This is a genomic window from Roseovarius sp. MBR-154 (assembly GCF_053628595.1).
Genome location: NZ_JBRJGR010000010.1, coordinates 1 through 17390, shown reverse-complemented (window position 1 = coordinate 17390; position 17390 = coordinate 1). Strand labels below are relative to the sequence as shown.

Below are 17390 nucleotides of genomic sequence, written 5' to 3'. Positions count from 1 at the left end.
CGATGCTGAGCGTGGACAGCCTCACCCTGCATTACGGTGCCTCGCAGATCCTGCACGGTGTCAGCCTTGCCGCCCGCCCCGGCGCGGTGACGGCGGTGATGGGCACCAATGGTGTGGGCAAGACCAGCCTCTTGAAGGCCATCGCCGGGCGGCATCCCTACACGGGCGGGCGCATCACCCTCGACGGGCGCGAACTGCCCCATCTTTCCGCCGCGCAGGCCGCACAATCGGGCATCGCCTATGTGCCGCAGGGGCGCGAGATCTTCCCGCTGCTGACGGTGACGGAGAACCTGCAAACCGGGTTTGCCTGCCTGCCGAAAAGCGATCATACGATTCCGCCCCGCATCTATGACCTCTTCCCGGTGCTGGAACAGATGCGCGACCGGCGCGGCGGCGACCTCTCGGGCGGGCAGCAGCAGCAACTGGCCATCGCCCGCGCGCTGATCGCCCGCCCTCGCGTGCTGTTGCTCGACGAGCCGACCGAGGGCATTCAGCCCAATATCATCAAGCAGATCGGCGCGGTGATCGACCTGCTGCGCGGCGAGGGGGAGATCGCCCTCGTGCTGGTCGAACAGTATTTCGATTTCGCCTATCGGCTGGCCGACGAGATCGTGGTGCTCAATCGCGGCGAGGTGCGCCTGTCCGAGCCTGCCGCGACGGTGGACCGCGCGCGGCTCTTGCGCGAAGTGTCCATTTGATGGGCGACATGCCTGTAATTTAGGCAAATTGGCATGCGGCCACCCGAAGGTCGGGCGCATCGGCGGCCGACCTCTGGCGGTCCGGCGCAAGGGCGGTAGCGTTGGCAGCGAAATTGACACGCGAGCCCGCATGACCGTCTGCCCCGCCCCAATCGTGAGACATGAGCGCAGCTTTGGTGCCGCGCATGTCACGCTTTTGCCGGGGCCGAATGGCGGGCGGCTCGACCGGCTGTTTCAGAAGGGATCGGCCAAGGCGTTCCTGCATCCCGGCACCTCCGGCCCCGAGATCGTGCTGCTCAACACCTCCGGCGGGCTGACCGGGGGTGACCTTCTGTCCTACCGGCTTGATCTGGCGGCGTGCTGTCGGGCCACCGGCACCACGCAGACCGCCGAACGCGCCTATCGCAGCACCGGCGCGGCGGCGCGGGTCACGGTGCATCACCGGGTCGCGTCCGGCGCGCATCTCGACTGGCTGCCACAAGAGACGATCCTTTTCGAGGACAGCCATCTCGCGCGCGAGACGACCATCGACCTTGCTGCAGATGCCTCTTGCCTGATGCTGGAATCGGTCGTGCTTGGCCGCGCCGCGATGGGCGAAACCGTCACGCGCACCACCCTGCGCGACAGCCGCCGCATCACCCGCGCGGGGCGGCCCGTGCTGATGGAACCGCTTCACCTGACCACCGAGGCGCTTACCGCCGGTCCCGCCATCCTGAACGGCGCGCGCGCCTTCGCCACGCTGGCGCTGGTGGCCCAGGGGGCCGAGGGTGCCGTACCCCGCATGCGCGACCTGCTGGATGAGCAGGGCGTGTCGGGCGGCGCCTCGGGCTTTGACGGCAGGCTGGTGATCCGGCTCATGGCCGGTGACGGCCGGCCGCTGCGCCGCCAGATCATGCGGCTGGTCAGCGCCCTGCGCCCCGGCCCCTTGCCCCGCGTCTGGCAGACTTAGGAGAGACATGCGATGAACCTCACCCCCCGCGAAAAGGACAAGCTGCTGATCTCACTCGCCGCCATGGTGGCGCGCGGGCGGCTCGCGCGCGGTGTCCGGCTCAACCACCCCGAGGCGGTGGCGCTGATCACCGATTTCGTGGTCGAGGGCGCGCGCGATGGCCGTTCGGTGGCCGATCTGATGGAGGCGGGCGCGCATGTCATCACCGCCGAGCAATGCATGGAGGGCATCGCGCAGATGCTCCATTCCGTGCAGGTCGAGGCGACATTCCCCGACGGCACCAAGCTGGTAACCGTCCATAACCCACTACGCTGAAGGGATATTTCCAATGCGCTACATCCTCGCTGTTCTGCTGCTGACACCGTCGCTGGCCTTTGCGCATCTCGATCCTGCGGCGCATGGCTCTTTCGCTGCCGGGGCGACGCATCCGCTCTTCGGGGCCGATCATGGGCTTGCCATGCTCGCTGTCGGGCTGTGGGCCGCAGTGCTTTCGGGGCGCGCGATCTGGCTGTTGCCGGTGGGTTTCGTCACGGCGATGGCGGTTGGATTTGGCGGCGCGCTGCTCGGGCTGACCCTCCCGGCGGTAGAGCCGCTGATCCTTGCCTCGGTGCTGATCCTGGGGCTGCTGGTGGCTCTCGTCGTGCGGCTGCCCGCGATTTGGGCAGTCGGTATCGTGTCGGTATTCGGTCTGTTTCACGGCGGTGCCCATGGGGCCGAAATCGGGGCCGCGACGGCGTTGGACTATTTCGCGGGCTTTGCCATAGCAACAATGGGTCTGCATCTTGCGGGCCTTGCTCTGGGGCTGCTTGTCATACGGCTTGGCTCGCAAAGCGTGGCGCGCGGGGGCGGCGGGCTGGTTGCGGCGCTCGGCGCGTGGCTTGTGGCCGCAGGATGAGGCGCAGATCATGATCCCCGGAGAACTCTTTCCCGCCGATGGCGAGATCACCCTGAACGAAGGAGCCGCGGTCACCGTGCTGGAGGTCGCCAATACCGGCGACCGGCCGGTGCAGGTGGGCAGCCATTACCATTTCGCCGAGGCCAATGCCGGGCTGTCCTTCGACCGAACTGCGGCACTCGGCCAACGGCTGGATATTCCCGCAGGCACCGCCGTGCGGTTTGAGCCGGGGCAGCGGCGCGAGGTGCGGTTGATCCCATACGGTGGCGCGCGGCGGGCGTTCGGGTTCAACGGGCAAGTTATGGGAGACCTGTAGACATGGCATATTCCATCCCCCGCGCCGCCTATGCCGCCATGTATGGCCCCACCACGGGTGACCGGCTGCGGCTTGGCGATACCGATCTGATCATCGAGGTGGAGCGTGATCTGACCACCTACGGCGAAGAGGTGAAATTCGGGGGTGGCAAGGTGATCCGCGACGGCATGGGGCAATCCCAGGTCACCCGCGCGGGCGGGGCGGTGGATACCGTCATCACCAATGCGCTGATCGTCGATCATCAGGGCATCACCAAGGCCGATGTCGGGCTGCGCGACGGGTTGATTGCCGCCATCGGCAAGGCGGGCAATCCCGACACGCAATCCGGCGTCGATATCATCATCGGGCCGGGGACAGAGGTAATCGCAGGTGAGGGCCGCATCCTCACCCCCGGCGGGTTTGACGCGCATATCCATTTCATCTGCCCGCAGCAGATCGACGACGCGCTGCATTCGGGCATCACCACCATGCTGGGCGGCGGCACCGGGCCCGCGCATGGCACGCTTGCCACCACCTGCACGCCGGGGGCGTGGCATATCGGGCGGATGCTGCAGTCGCTGGATGCCTTTCCGATGAATTTCGGCCTCGCTGGCAAGGGCAATGCGAGCCTGCCCGAGGCGCTCATCGAGCAGGTGCGCGCCGGGGCCTGCGCGATGAAGCTGCACGAGGATTGGGGCACAACGCCGGGTGCCATCGACTGTTGCCTCTCGGTCGCCGATGACATGGACGTGCAGGTGATGATCCACACCGATACGCTCAATGAAAGCGGCTTTGTGGAAAACACGCTTGCCGCCATCAAGGGGCGCACGATCCACGCCTTTCACACCGAGGGTGCGGGGGGCGGACACGCCCCTGACATCATGAAGGTGGTGGGGTATGAGCATATCCTGCCGTCCTCGACCAACCCCACGATGCCCTATACCGTCAACACCATCGAAGAGCATCTCGACATGCTGATGGTCTGTCACCACCTCGACAAGGCGATCCCCGAGGATGTGGCCTTTGCCGAGAGCCGTATCCGCCGGGAGACCATCGCCGCCGAGGATATCCTGCACGACATGGGCGCGTTTTCCGTCATGGCCTCGGACAGTCAGGCGATGGGGCGCGTGGGCGAGGTGATCATCCGCACATGGCAGACGGCCTCCAAGATGCGCAAGCAGCGCGGGCGGCTGGCGGAAGAGACCGGCGACAACGACAATGCCCGCGTCAAACGCTATATCGCGAAATACACCATCAACCCCGCCATCGTGCACGGGATGAGCGCCCATATCGGCAGTGTGGAGCCGGGCAAGCGCGCCGATCTGGTGCTGTGGAACCCGGCGTTTTTCGGCGCGAAACCCGAGATGGTGCTGATGGGCGGCACCATCGTGCTGGCGCAGATGGGCGACCCGAACGGCTCCATCCCCGCGCAGCCGGTGCATTCGCGACCGATGTTCGGGGCCTATGGACGGTCGCTGGAACGGTCCTCGGTGCTCTTCGTCAGCGCCGCCGCGCAGGCCGACGGGATCGGCGCGGCGCTTGGGCTGGCCAAGGCGACGGTGGCGGTGTCGAACACCCGCACCATCGCCAAGCGCGACATGATCCACAATAATCTGACACCCGAGGTCGAGGTGCATCCCGAAACCTACGAGGTGCGGGCAGATGGCGAATTGCTGACCTGCGAGCCGGCCTCCGAGTTGCCGCTCGCGCAACGCTATTTCCTGTTCTGAAGGGCCTGCACATGACCGACCTGCCAACCGCCCGCCGCCTATTGCCTCACGCCCCCGACGCAGTCGCGGATACGGTCGTGCTCGACTATGACGCGCGGCTGATGCGGCGCAAGCGACTGGTGGGCAAGGCCGGGCTGACCTTTCTGGTCGATCTGGCGGAGGTGACCAATCTGGATGATCACTGGGGCTTCGCGCTCGACGATGGTCGGGCGGTGGCGGTGGAGGCAGCGCCGGAGGATCTCATTGAAGTACGCGGCGACCTGGCGCGACTGGCCTGGCATATCGGCAACCGGCACACGCCCTGCCAGATCGGCGCGGATCGCCTGCGCATTCGCCGCGACCATGTGATCGAGGCGATGCTGGCGCATCTGGGCGCGGCGTTGACGCCGGTGACTGGCCCCTTCCGCCCCGAGGGCGGGGCCTACGGCAAGGGCCGCACCATGGGTCACGATCACGGCGGGCACGATCACGGCGGGCACGATCACGGCGGTCACGATCACGGCCATACCCATCACAGCCACGCCTGATGCTCACGCCCGCACATCTCACGCTCACCCAATGGCTCTCCCCCGCATTTCCGACCGGGGCGTTCGCCTATTCGCACGGGCTGGAGCATGAGATCGCGACGGGGGTGGTGAGGGACGCGGCCAGCCTCGCGGCGTGGCTGGAGAATATCCTGCGCTATGGCGCGGGCTGGCAGGATGCGGTGCTGCTCAGCCACGCGCTGGAGGGCGGGTGCGACGCGCTTGACGATCTGGCCCGCGCGCTCGCGCCCTGCGCCGAACGGCTGCAAGAGGGGTTGGAACAGGGTGCCGCGTTCGCCCGCACCGTCAATGGCCTCACCGGGCGCGCCCTGCCGCCCCGGATGCTGCCCGTGGCGGTGGGGGAGGCCGCGGCGCCGCTTGATCTGGCCCGTGAGGACGTGATCGCGCTCTACCTGCAAGGCTTTGCCGGGAACCTCGTCACCATCGGTATCCGCCACGTGCCGCTTGGTCAGACCGAGGGGCAAGCCGTCCTCTCACGCCTTGCGCCGCGGATCCATGATCTGGCACATCGCGCCGCCTGCGCGCCGCTCGACACGCTTGGCACCTGCGCCCTTGCGGGCGACCTGGCGGCGCTGCAACATGAGGGGATGGATGTGAGGATTTTCAGGACATGAGCGGCACCCGTATGAACGGCCCGCTGCGGGTGGGTATTGGTGGCCCGGTCGGTGCCGGCAAGACCACGCTGACCGAGGGGCTGGCGCGGGCGCTGGCGCATCGCTGTTCGATGGCGGTGATCACCAACGACATCTATACCCGTGAGGATGCAGAATACCTCATGCGCGCGCAGGTGCTGCCTGCCGACCGTATCCGGGGGGTGGAAACCGGGGGCTGCCCGCATACCGCGATCCGCGAGGATGCCTCTATCAATCTGGCCGCCGTGACCGACCTCAACACCGCCTTTCCCGATCTCGACCTGGTGCTGATCGAGTCGGGCGGCGACAACCTTGCGGCCACCTTCAGCCCGGAACTGGCGGATCTGACGATCTATGTGATTGACACCGCCGCAGGGCAGGACATCCCGCGCAAACGCGGGCCGGGGCTCACGAAATCCGACCTGCTGGTGGTCAACAAGACCGACCTCGCGCCGCATGTGGGCGTCGATCTGGTGCAGCTTGAGGCCGACACGGCGCTGGCGCGGGGGCGGAGGCCCTATGTGCTTGCCAACCTGCGTAACGGCGAGGGTCTCGATCAAATCATCCAGTTCATCCAGTGGGAGGGCGGATTGAGAAAGCCGTGAACCGGGCACGGTGGACTGCTGTCGGCATGGCAGGTTTTGCGCCGGATGACCGTGCACAGCCCCCGGGATGACGCAGGACGGTCTTGCATGTCTGGACAAGCGCTCTGCCTGCGTTAGGCTGCTCCCTGTCAGCCTCGGAGACCCGGAATGCGCACCCTGACCCTTTGCCTTGCCCTTGGCCTGACGACGACACTGCCCGGTGCCGCGCCACAGGCCGCCACGGGCTGCGCGCGCGATGCGATGCTGGTGTTTGATGGCTCGGGCTCGATGGACGAGGTGGGGCATGACGCAACCGCGCCGACCCGAATCGTCGACGCCCGCCGCGCGGTGCGCGCCGCGATGCCGGACATCGCCCCCTATCGCCGGGTCGGCCTGCTGACCTACGGCCCCGGCGGGGCGCATGCCTGCTCAGGGATCGACCTGCGCTTTGCCCCGCGCGCCGATGCGGGGCCCGCCGTCATCGCGGGCATCGAAGCGCTTTCACCCGGCGGCCTTACCCCGCTCGCCGCCTCGGTCGCGGCGGCCGTCGAAGTTCTGGGAGAGGATGGCATCGTCGTTCTGGTGACCGATGGTAACGAGACCTGCGGCGGCACGCCCTGCGCGCTCAGCGCGAATCTGGCCGACACCGCCCCGGGGCTTACCGTGCATGTCATCGGCTTTCGCGTGGTCTATGACCCGTTCTCGTGGAACAGCCCCGAGGCCGGGGACTATGACGGCCAGACCGTGGCCAAATGCCTCGCCGATGCGACCGGAGGGCTGTTCGTCTCGACCGAAACGGTGGACGAATTGGCAGACGCGCTCCGCGTCACGCTTGGATGTCTGGTGGTGGGCGAAGCGCCCCGGCGGATCACCGCGCGAGTGCCGGTCTGATCCGCCGGGGCAGCAATGTTTACGACGGCGCAGGCCACTCGAAGTCAGGGCGCAGCGCCTCGTAGACCGGGCGACCGTCATCCGGCTTCGGCACGCCGCTCGCGGGATCGTAGAAGGCGTGATAGGGGGCCGGGGCAATCTGGTCCTCATAACCCATCAGGTTGGGCACGATGACGCGGATGCGGCTCTGCTTGTCGTCGAGCATGATCGGCGCGCCGCAGGTGCCACAGGTACACAGCTCAAGCGGGCCGTCGGGATTGCTAGCGTTGAACGGCTGGCGCTTGAGACCGGTCTCGTTGTCCACCGCCACATCGCCATGTTTGAAGAACACGACATGGGTGGTGTCCTGCCCGGTGACGCCCTTGCAGACGGAACAGTGACAAGTGTGATTGTCGATCGGGTCGTGATCGGCATGCGTGTGGATGTGATCGCAACCGCCGGAATATTTATGTGACATGGGGTCCTCCCTCAAGGAATGCGCGCCCGGAAGCAGCCCGCCACCCGGCGCAAGAGAGAGAATACCACGGCCCCCTGCCCGCCCGGCAGAGAGACAAAAGACTCGCGTGATAGTGTAACGAAAATCGCCCCGGCCATCACTGACCGGGGCGATTTCAAGCAAGGCAGCGCGGGTGAACCCGATGCCTGCCTTCAGCCTTTTTCTTCGACGATCTGCACCATGTGCGGGATCTTGGCGATCATGCCGCGCACCGCGGGCGTGTCTTCCAGCTCTCGCGTCTTGTGCATCTTGCCCAGTCCCAGCCCGATCAGGGTCTGGCGCTGCTTTTCGGGGCGGCGGATCGGCGAGCCGATCTGCTTGACGACGATGGTTTTTGCCATGTTCCGGTCTCCTTACGCTTCTGCCGCATCGGCAGTAGCCGGCGCTTCGTCACCCCGTTTCAGGATGTCGGCGACCTTCTTGCCACGGCGCTGTGCGACCATGCGCGGGCTGGTCTCTTTCTGGAGACCGTTCAGCGTGGCGCGGATCATGTTATAGGGGTTCTGCGACCCGTTCGACTTGGCGACCACGTCCTGAACGCCCAGCATCTCGAACACGGCGCGCATCGGACCACCGGCAATGATACCGGTACCCTGCGGGGCGGTGCGCATCACGACCTTGCCCGCGCCATGACGGCCTTCCATGTCGTGGTGCAGCGTCCGGCCCTCGCGCAGCGGCACGCGGATCATCGCGCGCTTGGCGGCTTCGGTGGCCTTGCGGATCGCCTCGGGGACTTCCTTGGCTTTACCTTTGCCAAAGCCGACACGGCCTTTTTGGTCGCCAACAACGACCAGAGCGGCAAAGCCGAAGCGCTTGCCCCCTTTTACGGTTTTCGAAACCCGGTTGATCGCAACCAGGCGATCGGCGAATTCCGGCGCTTCGTCGCGATCGCGACCTCCGCGGCGGTTGTCATCTCTTGCCATTCTCGGCGTCCTTTCCATGCGGCACGGCGGGGTGCCTGATATTGCTCAATCCAGGTGAGTCGAAGCTCCCGGATCATCGAGGCGGCCCCGAGGGGGGCCGCCTGCGCTTTAGATTTTCAGACCGGCGTCACGCGCGGCGTCGGCCACGGCCTTGACCCGACCGTGGAACAGGAACCCGCCCCGGTCGAAATAGGCCTCGGTGACACCCGCCTTCTTGGCGCGTTCTGCAATCGTGGCGCCGATCTTGGTGGCGGCCTCGAGGTTGCACTTGCCCACCAGTCCCAGATCCTTTTCGAGGGTCGAGGCGGCGGCGAGCGTCACGCCGTTGACGTCGTCGATCAGCTGCACGCTGATGTTCTTGTTGGAGCGGTGAACGCTCAGGCGCGGACGCCCGGCATTGACCTTGCGGAGTTTGTTCCGAACGCGCAGGCGGCGTTTGAGGAACAGTTTTCTTTTGCTGTATGCCATAGCTCGCGTCCTTACTTCTTCTTGCCTTCCTTCTGGAAGATGTACTCGTCCTTGTAGCGGATCCCTTTGCCCTTGTAGGGCTCGGGCCGCCGCCAGTCGCGGATATTCGCCGCAACCTGACCGACGAGCTGCTTGTCCGTGCCTTCGACCACCAGTTCGGTGGGCTTGGGCGCGGTAACAGTCACACCTTCCGGAACAGCGAAGTCGACGTCATGGCTGAGACCGAGGTTCAGCTTGAGGACGTTGCCCGCCATCTGCGCGCGATAACCCACGCCACGGATTTCCAGTTCTTTCTTGAAGGTTTCATTGGCACCATGCACCAGGTTGGCGATGACCGTGCGGGTCATGCCCCATTGCTGGCGGGCGCGCTTGGATTTGCCACGCGGCAAGACGGTGATCTGAGCATCCTCGATGGTGATGGTCACATCGTCGGTCGCGGTGAAGGATTTGGTGGCCTTCGGGCCCTTCACTTCGAGGGTCTGGCCCGACAGTGTCGCGGTGACACCATTCGGCAGAGCCACGGGTTGTTTTCCGATACGAGACATGTCCGGGTCTCCTTAGAATACCGTGCAGAGCACTTCGCCGCCAACATTGGCTGCGCGCGCGGCTGCATCCGACATCACACCCTTGGGGGTGGAGACAATCGACACGCCGAGGCCCTGACGGACCTGCGGAATGTCCTTGACGCCCAAATAGACGCGACGACCGGGCTTGGAGACCCGCTTCATTTCGCGAATGACAGGGGTGCCCTCGAAATACTTCAGGCTGATTTCGATCTGCGGGTGACCATCGGCCCCCGTGATCTGCTCGTAGCCGCGGATATAGCCTTCTGCCGCCAGAACGTCGAGCACGCGCACGCGCATCTTCGAGGCCGGGGTCAGAACCGTGGACTTACCGCGCATCTGGCTGTTGCGGATACGGGTGAGCATGTCGCCGATAGGATCGTTCATATCTCTGCCCTCCTCACCAGCTCGATTTCACGACGCCGGGCAGTTGCCCGGCAGAGCCCAGATCGCGCAGCGCGATACGGGAAATCTTGAGTTTGCGGTAATACGCATGCGGACGACCGGTCAGCTGGCAGCGGTTGTGCAGCCGGGTCGCCGAGCTGTTGCGCGGCAGTTGCGCAAGCGCGAGGGAGGCGCGGAACCGCTCTTCCATCGGCTTGTCCTGATCGTTGATGACCGCTTTCAGGGCAGCGCGTTTCTTGGCGAAACGGTCCACCAGCTTCTGGCGCTTCTTCTCGCGCTCGATCATTGCTTTCTTAGCCATGTATCTATCCTCCCCCGGCTCAGCTGTTGAAGGGCATGTTGAAAAGCTTCAACAGCGCCTTGGCTTCAGCGTCGGTCTTCGCCGTGGTTGTGATGATGATGTCCATACCCCAGACTTCGTCGACCTTGTCGAAGTTGATTTCGGGGAAAACGATGTGTTCCTTGATGCCCATGGCATAGTTGCCACGCCCATCGAACGACTTGCCTGGCACGCCGCGGAAGTCGCGGATACGGGGCATGGCGATGGTGATCAGGCGATCGAGGAAATCATACATGCGGTCGCCGCGCAGCGTGACCTTGGCCCCCAAGGGCATGTCCTCGCGTACCCGGAACCCGGCGATCGAGTTGCGGGCCTTGGTGACGACGGCGCGCTGACCGGCGATGGCGCTCAGGTCGTCCTGAGCCGATTTCGCCTTCTTGGAGTCGCGCACAGCCTCGGCGCCGCAGCCGATGTTCAGGACGATCTTGTCCAGACGCGGGATCTGCATGTCGTTGGTATAGCCGAACTCTTCCTTCAGAGCGGGCTTGATCACCTCACGGAACTGCGTGCGCAGACGCGGGGTATAGGTTGCTGTATCAAGCATCGATCACGTCCCCCGTGGTCTTGGCAAAACGGACCTTCTTGTCGCCTTCGATCTTGAAGCCGACGCGGGTCGGTTTGCCGTTCTTGTCGACAATGGCCAGGTTGCTCAGGTCGATCGGCATCGCCTTGGGGATGCGGCCGCCCTGGCTGGTCTGGCTCTGACGGGTATGGCGGATCGCCATGTTGACGCCCTCGACCACGGCCTTGCCGGATTTCGGATCAACGCTGGTGATCGTGCCCTTCTGGCCCTTGTCCTTGCCGGCCAGAACGATCACGCTGTCGCCTTTTTTAAGTTTGGCAGCCATCTTACAGCACCTCCGGGGCGAGCGAGATGATTTTCATGAAGTTCTTGGAGCGCAATTCGCGCACGACCGGCCCGAAGATACGGGTGCCGACAGGCTCGCCCGCATTGTTCAGGATGACGGCGGCGTTACGGTCGAACTTGATGGCGGTGCCGTCCTCGCGACGGACCTCCTTGGCGGTGCGCACGACGACGGCCTTGCGGACGTCGCCCTTCTTCACGCGACCGCGCGGAATGGCTTCCTTGACCGAGACGACGATGATGTCGCCCACGGATGCGTATTTACGCTTGGAACCACCCAGAACCTTGATGCACTGAACTCGGCGTGCGCCGGAGTTGTCAGCAACATCCAGATTGGTCTGCATCTGGATCATTTGGTTTCTCCCGACCTATGGGGGGCGATGCAATGCCGTGTCCCCAGGGTTTCGATAATGCCGAAAGGCGGTGCAGGCTTACGCCTTCAGCACCTCCCAACGTTTCGTTTTCGACTTCGGCGCGCATTCGATGATCCGAACGGCATCGCCGACCTTGTAGGCGTTGGTCTCATCGTGAGCCCGGTACTTCTTGGACTTACGGATGGTCTTCTGAAGGACCGGGTGCTTGAAGCGGCGCTCGACCGATACGGTCACCGTCTGGGCGTTGGCGTCAGAGGTCACGACACCTTGAAGAATACGTTTGGGCATCTCAGGGGCTCCTTACTCTGCGGCCGCTTGGGCTTTTTCGTTCAGAATGGTCTTGACGCGCGCCGCGTCGCGGCGGGCCTTGCGCATCTGAGCGGGGTTCTCAAGCTGGCCGGTGGCCGCCTGAAAGCGCAGGTTGAACTGCTGCTTCTTCAGGGTGGTGAGGTCCTCCCGGAGCTGGTCCGGGGTCTTGTCACGCAGTTCCTTGGCGTTCATCGCCTTTTCCTTTCTCAATACACCGGACGGCCCCTGACGGTTGGTTCAGGGTCACCCGAAACCCGGTGGATGACTTGCAAGACACGCGAATCCCCAGGCAGGCCCACGGGTCGCGGATTGGCGCTCTATAAGGGAGGCAGCCGCATAGGGCAAGGGGGAGTTTGGGAAATCGTCCGGCCCGCCCCTGCCACGCCTCGGCACCATGGCAAAAGAAACGGCCCCGGGTCACCCCGAGGCCGCTTCATAATTCGGATCAGATCGCTTATGCGAGCTGCAGGTTCGACGCGCTCTCGCGGCCGTCACGGCCGGATTCGATGTCGAAGGTCACTTTCTGGTCATCGGCCAAGCCGGTGAGGCCTGCGCGCTCGACGGCGCTGATGTGGACGAAAACGTCCTTGCCGCCATTGTCGGGTGCGATAAAGCCGAAGCCTTTAGTGGAATTGAACCATTTTACGGTGCCATTGGCCATGGGTAGTCTCCTGGTGTGGTGCTGCCCGCTTTAGTGCGGCAGTCGCGGCGTGGTCGGTCTGGATCGAGAAACTGACCGCCGGTTTAGAGGAGACAGGTATCGAAAAAGAATAACGTTAGCACGGAGTACATGCGCGCTTTCACGGCATTTTGCAAGGGGCAAGTTCGATATCCGCCGATTTTCCGGCCCCTTTTCGCCCCCTTTTGGCGGTTTCAGGCCCAGGAATAGTTGAAGCTGACGCTGATCCGGTCGTCTTCCGACATGTTCATCGGCACCTCGTGGCGCAGCCATGATTCCCAGAGCAGCACATCGCCCACCTGCGGCCTGGCATAGACAAAGGTCTTAAGATCCTCGCGCGCCTGCTTGCGGCGGGCGGGCGCGGCCATCATCCGGGCAGAGCGCGGATCTTCCAGCTTGAGGGCGCTGGCATCCTCGGGCATCGCCACGTAGGTGGTGCCGGAGATCACGGAATGCGGGTGGATGTGGCTGCCATGGCTGCCGCCCTCGGGCAGGATGTTGATCCAGATATCCTCCAGCTTGAGCGCGCGCCCGTCGAGATCAAACTCGAGATCCTCGGCAAACGCCCCGACATGCGCATTCAGCGCCGTGACCAGATCCGCAAAGATCGGAAACCGCCACGGCAGATCGGTCAGCGAGGCATAGGAGGTGTAGCCGGGATAGCCTTCGGTCTCGCACCACGCCTGCCCCGCCTCGTCATCCTCGGCGATGGAATAGCACGACGCCTCCAACTCCCTGGCATCGATGGCGGGGCCGTGTTCGCTGAGGGCGGCACGGTAGAGGCGGGTCACGAAGAGAGAGCTGATCTGGGGCATGCCGTGTTCCTAGCGCAGCCTCGCGCCAAACGAAAGCCCCCGCGCGATGGCTCGCACGGGGGCAAACCGTAGGGTGGGGTTACACCCCACCGCCCTTACCAGTCCTCGCGGACCACGACCCGGGTCTTGACCGGCAACTTCATTGCGGCGAGGCGCAGGGCCTCCATCGCGACCGCTTCGCCGACGCCGTCGATCTCGAACATAACGCGGCCGGGCTTGACCTTGCAGACCCACCGGTCCACCGAGCCCTTGCCCTTGCCCATGCGGACCTCGATCGGCTTTGCCGTCACCGGAACATCCGGGAAGATCCGGATCCAGACGCGGCCCTGACGCTTCATGTGACGCGTCATGGCACGGCGTGCCGCCTCGATCTGGCGCGCGGTGACACGCTCGGGTTCCGTCGCCTTGAGACCGAAGGAGCCAAAGTTCAGGTCAGAGCCGCCCTTGGCCTCGCCCTTGATCCGGCCCTTGAACTGCTTGCGGAATTTCGTGCGCTTTGGTTGTAGCATCTGTCATTCCTCCTTAACGGCGGCCGCCGGCGCCACGGGGCGCGGGACCATCCTGGAGTTCCTGGGCCTTGCGATCACGCGCACCGGGATCGTGCTCCATGATCTCACCCTTGAAGATCCAGACCTTGATGCCGATGATGCCATAGGCGGTCGTCGCCTCGACATTGGCATAGTCGATATCGGCGCGCAGCGTGTGCAGCGGCACACGCCCCTCGCGATACCATTCGGTTCGGGCGATCTCGGCGCCGCCAAGACGGCCCGCGACGTTGACCCGGATCCCCAGGGCCCCCATGCGCATGGCGTTCTGCACGGCGCGCTTCATCGCACGACGGAAGGACACACGACGCTCAAGCTGCTGCGCGATGCTGTCGCCCACCAGGGCGGCATCGAGCTCGGGCTTGCGCACCTCGACGATGTTGAGATGCAGCTCGCTGTCGGTCATCTTCGCCAGCTTCTTGCGCAGCGTCTCGATATCCGCGCCTTTCTTGCCGATGATCACGCCCGGGCGCGCGGTGTGGATCGTGACGCGGCACTTCTTGTGCGGACGCTCGATGATCACACGGCTGATGCCGGCCTGCTTGCACTCGGTATTGATGAACTCGCGCATGGCGAGATCCTCAAGCAAAAGGTTGCCGTAATCCTTGGTGTCGGCATACCAGCGGCTGTCCCAGGTGCGGTTCACCTGCAGGCGCATGCCAATCGGATTGACTTTGTTACCCATTAGGCTTGCTCCTCAATTTCACGCACCTTGATTGTCAGCTCCGAGAACGGCTTTTTCAGCGCCCCGAACCGGCCACGTGCCCGCGGACGGCCACGCTTCATCACAAGGTTCTTGCCGACATAGGCCTCGGCAACGATCAACTCGTCCACGTCGAGATTGTGGTTGTTCTCGGCATTGGCGATCGCCGATTGCAGGCACTTCTTGACGTCCTCTGCGATCCGCTTGTTCGAGAAGGTCAGATCGGTCAGCGCCCGATCCACCTTCTTGCCCCGGATCATCGCGGCGACGAGGTTGAGTTTCTGCGGGCTCGTGCGCAGCATGCGCAGCTTGGCCATCGCCTCATTATCCGCCACGCGGCGGGGATTCTTATCCTTGCCCATGGCTTATTTCCTCTTCGCTTTCTTGTCCGCCGCATGCCCGTAATAGGTGCGGGTCGGCGAGTATTCACCGAATTTCTGGCCGATCATGTCTTCGCTCACATTCACCGGAATGTGCTTGTGGCCATTGTAGACGCCGAACGTCAGGCCGACAAATTGCGGCAGGATCGTCGAGCGGCGCGACCAGATCTTGATCACTTCGTTGCGCCCCGACTCGCGCGTTGCCTCTGCCTTTTTCAAGACATAGGCATCGACGAAGGGGCCTTTCCATACAGAACGTGCCATGTGTTAGCGGCCCTTCTTCTTGGCGTGACGCGAGCGCAGGATAAGCTTCTGCGACGCCTTGTTCTTGTTGCGGGTGCGCGCGCCCTTGGTGGGCTTGCCCCAGGGCGTGACCGGGTGACGACCACCCGAGGTCCGGCCCTCACCACCACCATGGGGGTGGTCGATCGGGTTCATCACGACACCACGCACCGACGGGCGGATGCCCTTGTGGCGCATGCGGCCCGCTTTCCCGTAATTCTGGTTGCTGTTGTCGGGGTTGCTGACGGCACCGACGGTGGCCATGCATTCCTGACGCACGAGACGCAGCTCGCCCGAGCTGAGGCGGATCTGCGCATAGCCGCCATCGCGGCCGACGAATTGCGCATAGGTGCCAGCGGCGCGTGCGATCTGCCCGCCCTTGCCGGCCTTGAGCTCGATGTTGTGAACGATCGTGCCGATCGGCATGCCCGAGAACGGCATCGCGTTGCCCGGCTTGATATCGGCCTTGGCCGAGGCGATCACCTTGTCGCCGACAGCCAGACGCTGCGGCGCCAGGATATAGGCCTGTTCGCCATCTGCATACTTGATCAGCGCGATGAACGCGGTGCGGTTCGGGTCATATTCGATCCGTTCCACGACTGCCGAGATGTCGAGTTTGGTGCGCTTGAAATCGACGATGCGGTAGAGGCGTTTCGCCCCGCCGCCCTTGCGACGCATCGTGATCCGTCCGGTATTGTTCCGGCCGCCATGCTTGGTCAAACCCTCAGTGAGGGATTTGACCGGACGTCCTTTCCACAGCTCCGAACGGTCGATCAGCACCAGCCCACGCTGGCCCGGCGTCGTCGGCTTATACGACTTGAGTGCCATGCTTTCTGTCTTCCGTTTAGCAAACGCGTGCCCGAAGGCCCGCTATGTAGGGTGGGTTTGTATCCCACCTTGGATTTAGGCCCCCGAAGGTGCCCGGCTCTTCGTTGCCCTTGCGAACAACAGCGAAGCCCCGGACGAATCCGGGGCCTTGCGGATGGGGTCTGATAGGGGAGTGTCCGTGCCCGGTCAAGGGGGTGAGCACATAATCGCGCCATTAGACACAGATCAAGGCCAGCCCGGCCCGACGGGATTAAAATCCGGTCGTTCAATAGCACATACCCGATGGGATGCGCCGCCCGCAATGGCGCATGATCCGTCCGGACAAGGGAGACCACCATGACCAAATCCGCAAAGAAAACCACCGCCAAGCCAGACACCACGGCCCTCACCGCGGCCATGGCCGCCGGGAACCCTGCCGCCCGGATGTGGCTCGACATCATGGCCGAGAGCACCCGCTTCGTCTCCGAGCGCCTGCAAAACGATCTCGAGACCCAAAGGGCCATGCTGCGCTGCCAGAGCCCGGCCGATCTGGTGCAACTGCAATCGGAATTCTTCCGCCGCGCGGTCGAGCAATACACCTCCGAGGCGCAGCGGGTGTTTGACATCATGACCGAGGCCACGGGCGACGCGGTCAAGGACGCCACGACCGGCACCAAGCGGGGGTATGACGATATCCCGATTTGACTGACCTTCGACCGAAATCTCATTCAGTGACAAATATAGCGATCCTCAGAAAGTATTGAATTGGACGCGCTTTATCGCGGTTCACAGCACCTTTTTAACGCGGGAAAGGGGCTTTTGCTGTCGATGCTAAATTTCTACTAATTTCAACTGCTTCTTCGACCGGGGACCGAACCGATTTTCCAAAGTCGAGATTGTCTGGCGACATCACACGAATGAACTCGGCCAACTCTCCGACATTCATGTTAATACCTTCCACAAAGGCTAGCTCGAGCACATCGGCCCTTGCATTATAAAATGCAGCCAATCTTGTATTATAACGAAAAAGGTTAACCAAAATCTGCACAAGAAAAATCATCAACACAATAACTCCGATTCTGAGTGCTGTTGCTTTAGTAAAACTGAACCAATCTTGAGCCTTAACAGGCTGCTGAAGAAGTCAGCCTTGAAGGACGTTATTCTTCCCCCACGGTTTGAAGGTGGCTCTTTGCGACTGCGGACGCCGGGTCGGGTTT

31 protein-coding genes are annotated in these 17390 nt (G+C 63.7%); 11 read left to right on the top strand and 20 right to left on the bottom strand.

What is annotated here, in order from left to right; translation table 11 throughout:
• Window positions 1–2: 2 nt before the first annotated feature.
• The 10 genes from urtE to ACSSV4_RS13270 all read left to right on the top strand — a co-directional run bounded on the left by urtE (window position 3) and on the right by ACSSV4_RS13270 (window position 7219).
• The gene (gene urtE / locus ACSSV4_RS13315; protein ID WP_454275607.1) at window positions 3–698 is read left to right on the top strand and encodes an urea ABC transporter ATP-binding subunit UrtE; all 696 of its coding nucleotides are present in this window, start codon (window positions 3–5) and stop codon (window positions 696–698) included.
• 130 nt (window positions 699–828) lie between these two features.
• A complete protein-coding gene (locus tag ACSSV4_RS13310) occupies window positions 829–1647 on the top strand; it encodes an urease accessory protein UreD (RefSeq protein ID WP_454275606.1) in 819 nt (272 codons plus the stop codon).
• A gap of 12 nt (window positions 1648–1659) precedes the next feature.
• A complete protein-coding gene (locus ACSSV4_RS13305) occupies window positions 1660–1962 on the top strand; it encodes an urease subunit gamma (RefSeq protein WP_454275605.1) in 303 nt (100 codons plus the stop codon).
• A 13-nt stretch (window positions 1963–1975) separates the two neighbouring features.
• Entirely contained in the window at window positions 1976–2542 is a 567-nt protein-coding gene (locus tag ACSSV4_RS13300) for a HupE/UreJ family protein (protein WP_454275604.1), read from the top strand.
• Window positions 2543–2552: 10 nt separating this feature from the next.
• Window positions 2553–2858: an urease subunit beta gene (locus ACSSV4_RS13295; protein WP_454275603.1), complete on the top strand. Its 306-nt coding sequence runs from the start codon at window positions 2553–2555 to the stop codon at window positions 2856–2858.
• A gap of 2 nt (window positions 2859–2860) precedes the next feature.
• On the top strand, window positions 2861–4567 hold the full coding sequence (gene ureC, locus ACSSV4_RS13290; protein ID WP_454275602.1) for an urease subunit alpha: 1707 nt from the start codon (window positions 2861–2863) through the stop codon (window positions 4565–4567).
• A gap of 11 nt (window positions 4568–4578) precedes the next feature.
• Complete coding sequence (locus tag ACSSV4_RS13285; RefSeq protein WP_454275601.1) at window positions 4579–5094, top strand: urease accessory protein UreE; 516 nt, start codon at window positions 4579–4581, stop codon at window positions 5092–5094.
• Entirely contained in the window at window positions 5094–5726 is a 633-nt protein-coding gene (locus ACSSV4_RS13280; RefSeq protein ID WP_454275600.1) for an urease accessory protein UreF, read from the top strand. The genes ACSSV4_RS13285 and ACSSV4_RS13280 overlap by 1 nt, the downstream gene beginning before the upstream one ends.
• Complete coding sequence (gene ureG / locus ACSSV4_RS13275) at window positions 5723–6349, top strand: urease accessory protein UreG (protein ID WP_454275599.1); 627 nt, start codon at window positions 5723–5725, stop codon at window positions 6347–6349. Before ACSSV4_RS13280 ends, ureG begins: the two co-directional genes overlap by 4 nt.
• Before the next feature lie 147 nt (window positions 6350–6496).
• Entirely contained in the window at window positions 6497–7219 is a 723-nt protein-coding gene (locus ACSSV4_RS13270; RefSeq protein ID WP_454275598.1) for a vWA domain-containing protein, read from the top strand.
• 19 nt (window positions 7220–7238) lie between these two features.
• Here ACSSV4_RS13270 and ACSSV4_RS13265 read toward each other — a convergent pair whose 3' ends face one another.
• From ACSSV4_RS13265 to rplB, 19 genes are all read right to left on the bottom strand, one after another.
• Window positions 7239–7676: a GFA family protein gene (locus ACSSV4_RS13265; protein WP_454275597.1), complete on the bottom strand. Its 438-nt coding sequence runs from the start codon at window positions 7674–7676 to the stop codon at window positions 7239–7241.
• Window positions 7677–7867: 191 nt separating this feature from the next.
• Window positions 7868–8056 (bottom strand): 50S ribosomal protein L30, encoded by a 189-nt coding sequence (gene rpmD / locus ACSSV4_RS13260; protein ID WP_454275596.1) that lies wholly within the window; start codon window positions 8054–8056, stop codon window positions 7868–7870.
• Between the two features lie 12 nt (window positions 8057–8068).
• Window positions 8069–8638 carry a 30S ribosomal protein S5 gene (gene rpsE / locus ACSSV4_RS13255; protein WP_454275595.1) on the bottom strand — a complete coding sequence of 190 codons (570 nt, stop codon included), beginning with the start codon at window positions 8636–8638 and terminating at the stop codon, window positions 8069–8071.
• A 108-nt stretch (window positions 8639–8746) separates the two neighbouring features.
• Complete coding sequence (gene rplR, locus ACSSV4_RS13250) at window positions 8747–9106, bottom strand: 50S ribosomal protein L18 (RefSeq protein WP_050663323.1); 360 nt, start codon at window positions 9104–9106, stop codon at window positions 8747–8749.
• An 11-nt stretch (window positions 9107–9117) separates the two neighbouring features.
• A complete protein-coding gene (gene rplF / locus ACSSV4_RS13245; protein ID WP_454275594.1) occupies window positions 9118–9651 on the bottom strand; it encodes a 50S ribosomal protein L6 in 534 nt (177 codons plus the stop codon).
• Between the two features lie 12 nt (window positions 9652–9663).
• Window positions 9664–10056, bottom strand: a complete 393-nt coding sequence (gene rpsH, locus ACSSV4_RS13240; protein WP_454275593.1) for a 30S ribosomal protein S8 — start codon at window positions 10054–10056, stop codon at window positions 9664–9666.
• A 13-nt stretch (window positions 10057–10069) separates the two neighbouring features.
• Window positions 10070–10375 (bottom strand): 30S ribosomal protein S14, encoded by a 306-nt coding sequence (gene rpsN, locus ACSSV4_RS13235; protein ID WP_080457189.1) that lies wholly within the window; start codon window positions 10373–10375, stop codon window positions 10070–10072.
• 19 nt (window positions 10376–10394) lie between these two features.
• On the bottom strand, window positions 10395–10958 hold the full coding sequence (rplE, locus tag ACSSV4_RS13230; protein ID WP_454275592.1) for a 50S ribosomal protein L5: 564 nt from the start codon (window positions 10956–10958) through the stop codon (window positions 10395–10397).
• A complete protein-coding gene (gene rplX, locus ACSSV4_RS13225; protein WP_454275591.1) occupies window positions 10951–11262 on the bottom strand; it encodes a 50S ribosomal protein L24 in 312 nt (103 codons plus the stop codon). The genes rplE and rplX overlap by 8 nt, the downstream gene beginning before the upstream one ends.
• A gap of 1 nt (window position 11263) precedes the next feature.
• Window positions 11264–11632 (bottom strand): 50S ribosomal protein L14, encoded by a 369-nt coding sequence (gene rplN, locus ACSSV4_RS13220; RefSeq protein WP_050663329.1) that lies wholly within the window; start codon window positions 11630–11632, stop codon window positions 11264–11266.
• A gap of 78 nt (window positions 11633–11710) precedes the next feature.
• Window positions 11711–11941: a 30S ribosomal protein S17 gene (gene rpsQ / locus ACSSV4_RS13215; protein ID WP_454275590.1), complete on the bottom strand. Its 231-nt coding sequence runs from the start codon at window positions 11939–11941 to the stop codon at window positions 11711–11713.
• Window positions 11942–11953: 12 nt separating this feature from the next.
• Entirely contained in the window at window positions 11954–12154 is a 201-nt protein-coding gene (gene rpmC / locus ACSSV4_RS13210; protein WP_080457192.1) for a 50S ribosomal protein L29, read from the bottom strand.
• A gap of 262 nt (window positions 12155–12416) precedes the next feature.
• Window positions 12417–12623, bottom strand: coding sequence for a cold-shock protein (locus ACSSV4_RS13205; RefSeq protein WP_050663332.1), 207 nt, complete (start codon window positions 12621–12623; stop codon window positions 12417–12419).
• Between the two features lie 212 nt (window positions 12624–12835).
• Window positions 12836–13456, bottom strand: a complete 621-nt coding sequence (locus ACSSV4_RS13200) for a 2OG-Fe(II) oxygenase family protein (RefSeq protein WP_454275589.1) — start codon at window positions 13454–13456, stop codon at window positions 12836–12838.
• Window positions 13457–13551: 95 nt separating this feature from the next.
• Window positions 13552–13965 carry a 50S ribosomal protein L16 gene (gene rplP / locus ACSSV4_RS13195; protein ID WP_454275588.1) on the bottom strand — a complete coding sequence of 138 codons (414 nt, stop codon included), beginning with the start codon at window positions 13963–13965 and terminating at the stop codon, window positions 13552–13554.
• A 13-nt stretch (window positions 13966–13978) separates the two neighbouring features.
• On the bottom strand, window positions 13979–14686 hold the full coding sequence (gene rpsC / locus ACSSV4_RS13190; RefSeq protein ID WP_454275587.1) for a 30S ribosomal protein S3: 708 nt from the start codon (window positions 14684–14686) through the stop codon (window positions 13979–13981).
• Window positions 14686–15066, bottom strand: coding sequence for a 50S ribosomal protein L22 (rplV, locus tag ACSSV4_RS13185; protein ID WP_080457198.1), 381 nt, complete (start codon window positions 15064–15066; stop codon window positions 14686–14688). Before rplV ends, rpsC begins: the two co-directional genes overlap by 1 nt.
• Window positions 15067–15069: 3 nt before the next feature.
• Window positions 15070–15348 carry a 30S ribosomal protein S19 gene (rpsS, locus tag ACSSV4_RS13180; RefSeq protein ID WP_454275586.1) on the bottom strand — a complete coding sequence of 93 codons (279 nt, stop codon included), beginning with the start codon at window positions 15346–15348 and terminating at the stop codon, window positions 15070–15072.
• A 3-nt stretch (window positions 15349–15351) separates the two neighbouring features.
• The gene (rplB, locus tag ACSSV4_RS13175) at window positions 15352–16194 is read right to left on the bottom strand and encodes a 50S ribosomal protein L2 (protein WP_454275585.1); all 843 of its coding nucleotides are present in this window, start codon (window positions 16192–16194) and stop codon (window positions 15352–15354) included.
• A gap of 336 nt (window positions 16195–16530) precedes the next feature.
• Here rplB and ACSSV4_RS13170 point away from each other — a divergent pair, with 336 nt between their 5' ends.
• Window positions 16531–16878 carry a phasin family protein gene (locus ACSSV4_RS13170; protein WP_454275584.1) on the top strand — a complete coding sequence of 116 codons (348 nt, stop codon included), beginning with the start codon at window positions 16531–16533 and terminating at the stop codon, window positions 16876–16878.
• 94 nt (window positions 16879–16972) lie between these two features.
• On the opposite strand, the gene ACSSV4_RS13165 is transcribed toward ACSSV4_RS13170, so the two are convergent.
• The gene (locus ACSSV4_RS13165) at window positions 16973–17233 is read right to left on the bottom strand and encodes a hypothetical protein (protein ID WP_454275583.1); all 261 of its coding nucleotides are present in this window, start codon (window positions 17231–17233) and stop codon (window positions 16973–16975) included.
• Between the last annotated feature and the right edge of the window lie 157 nt (window positions 17234–17390).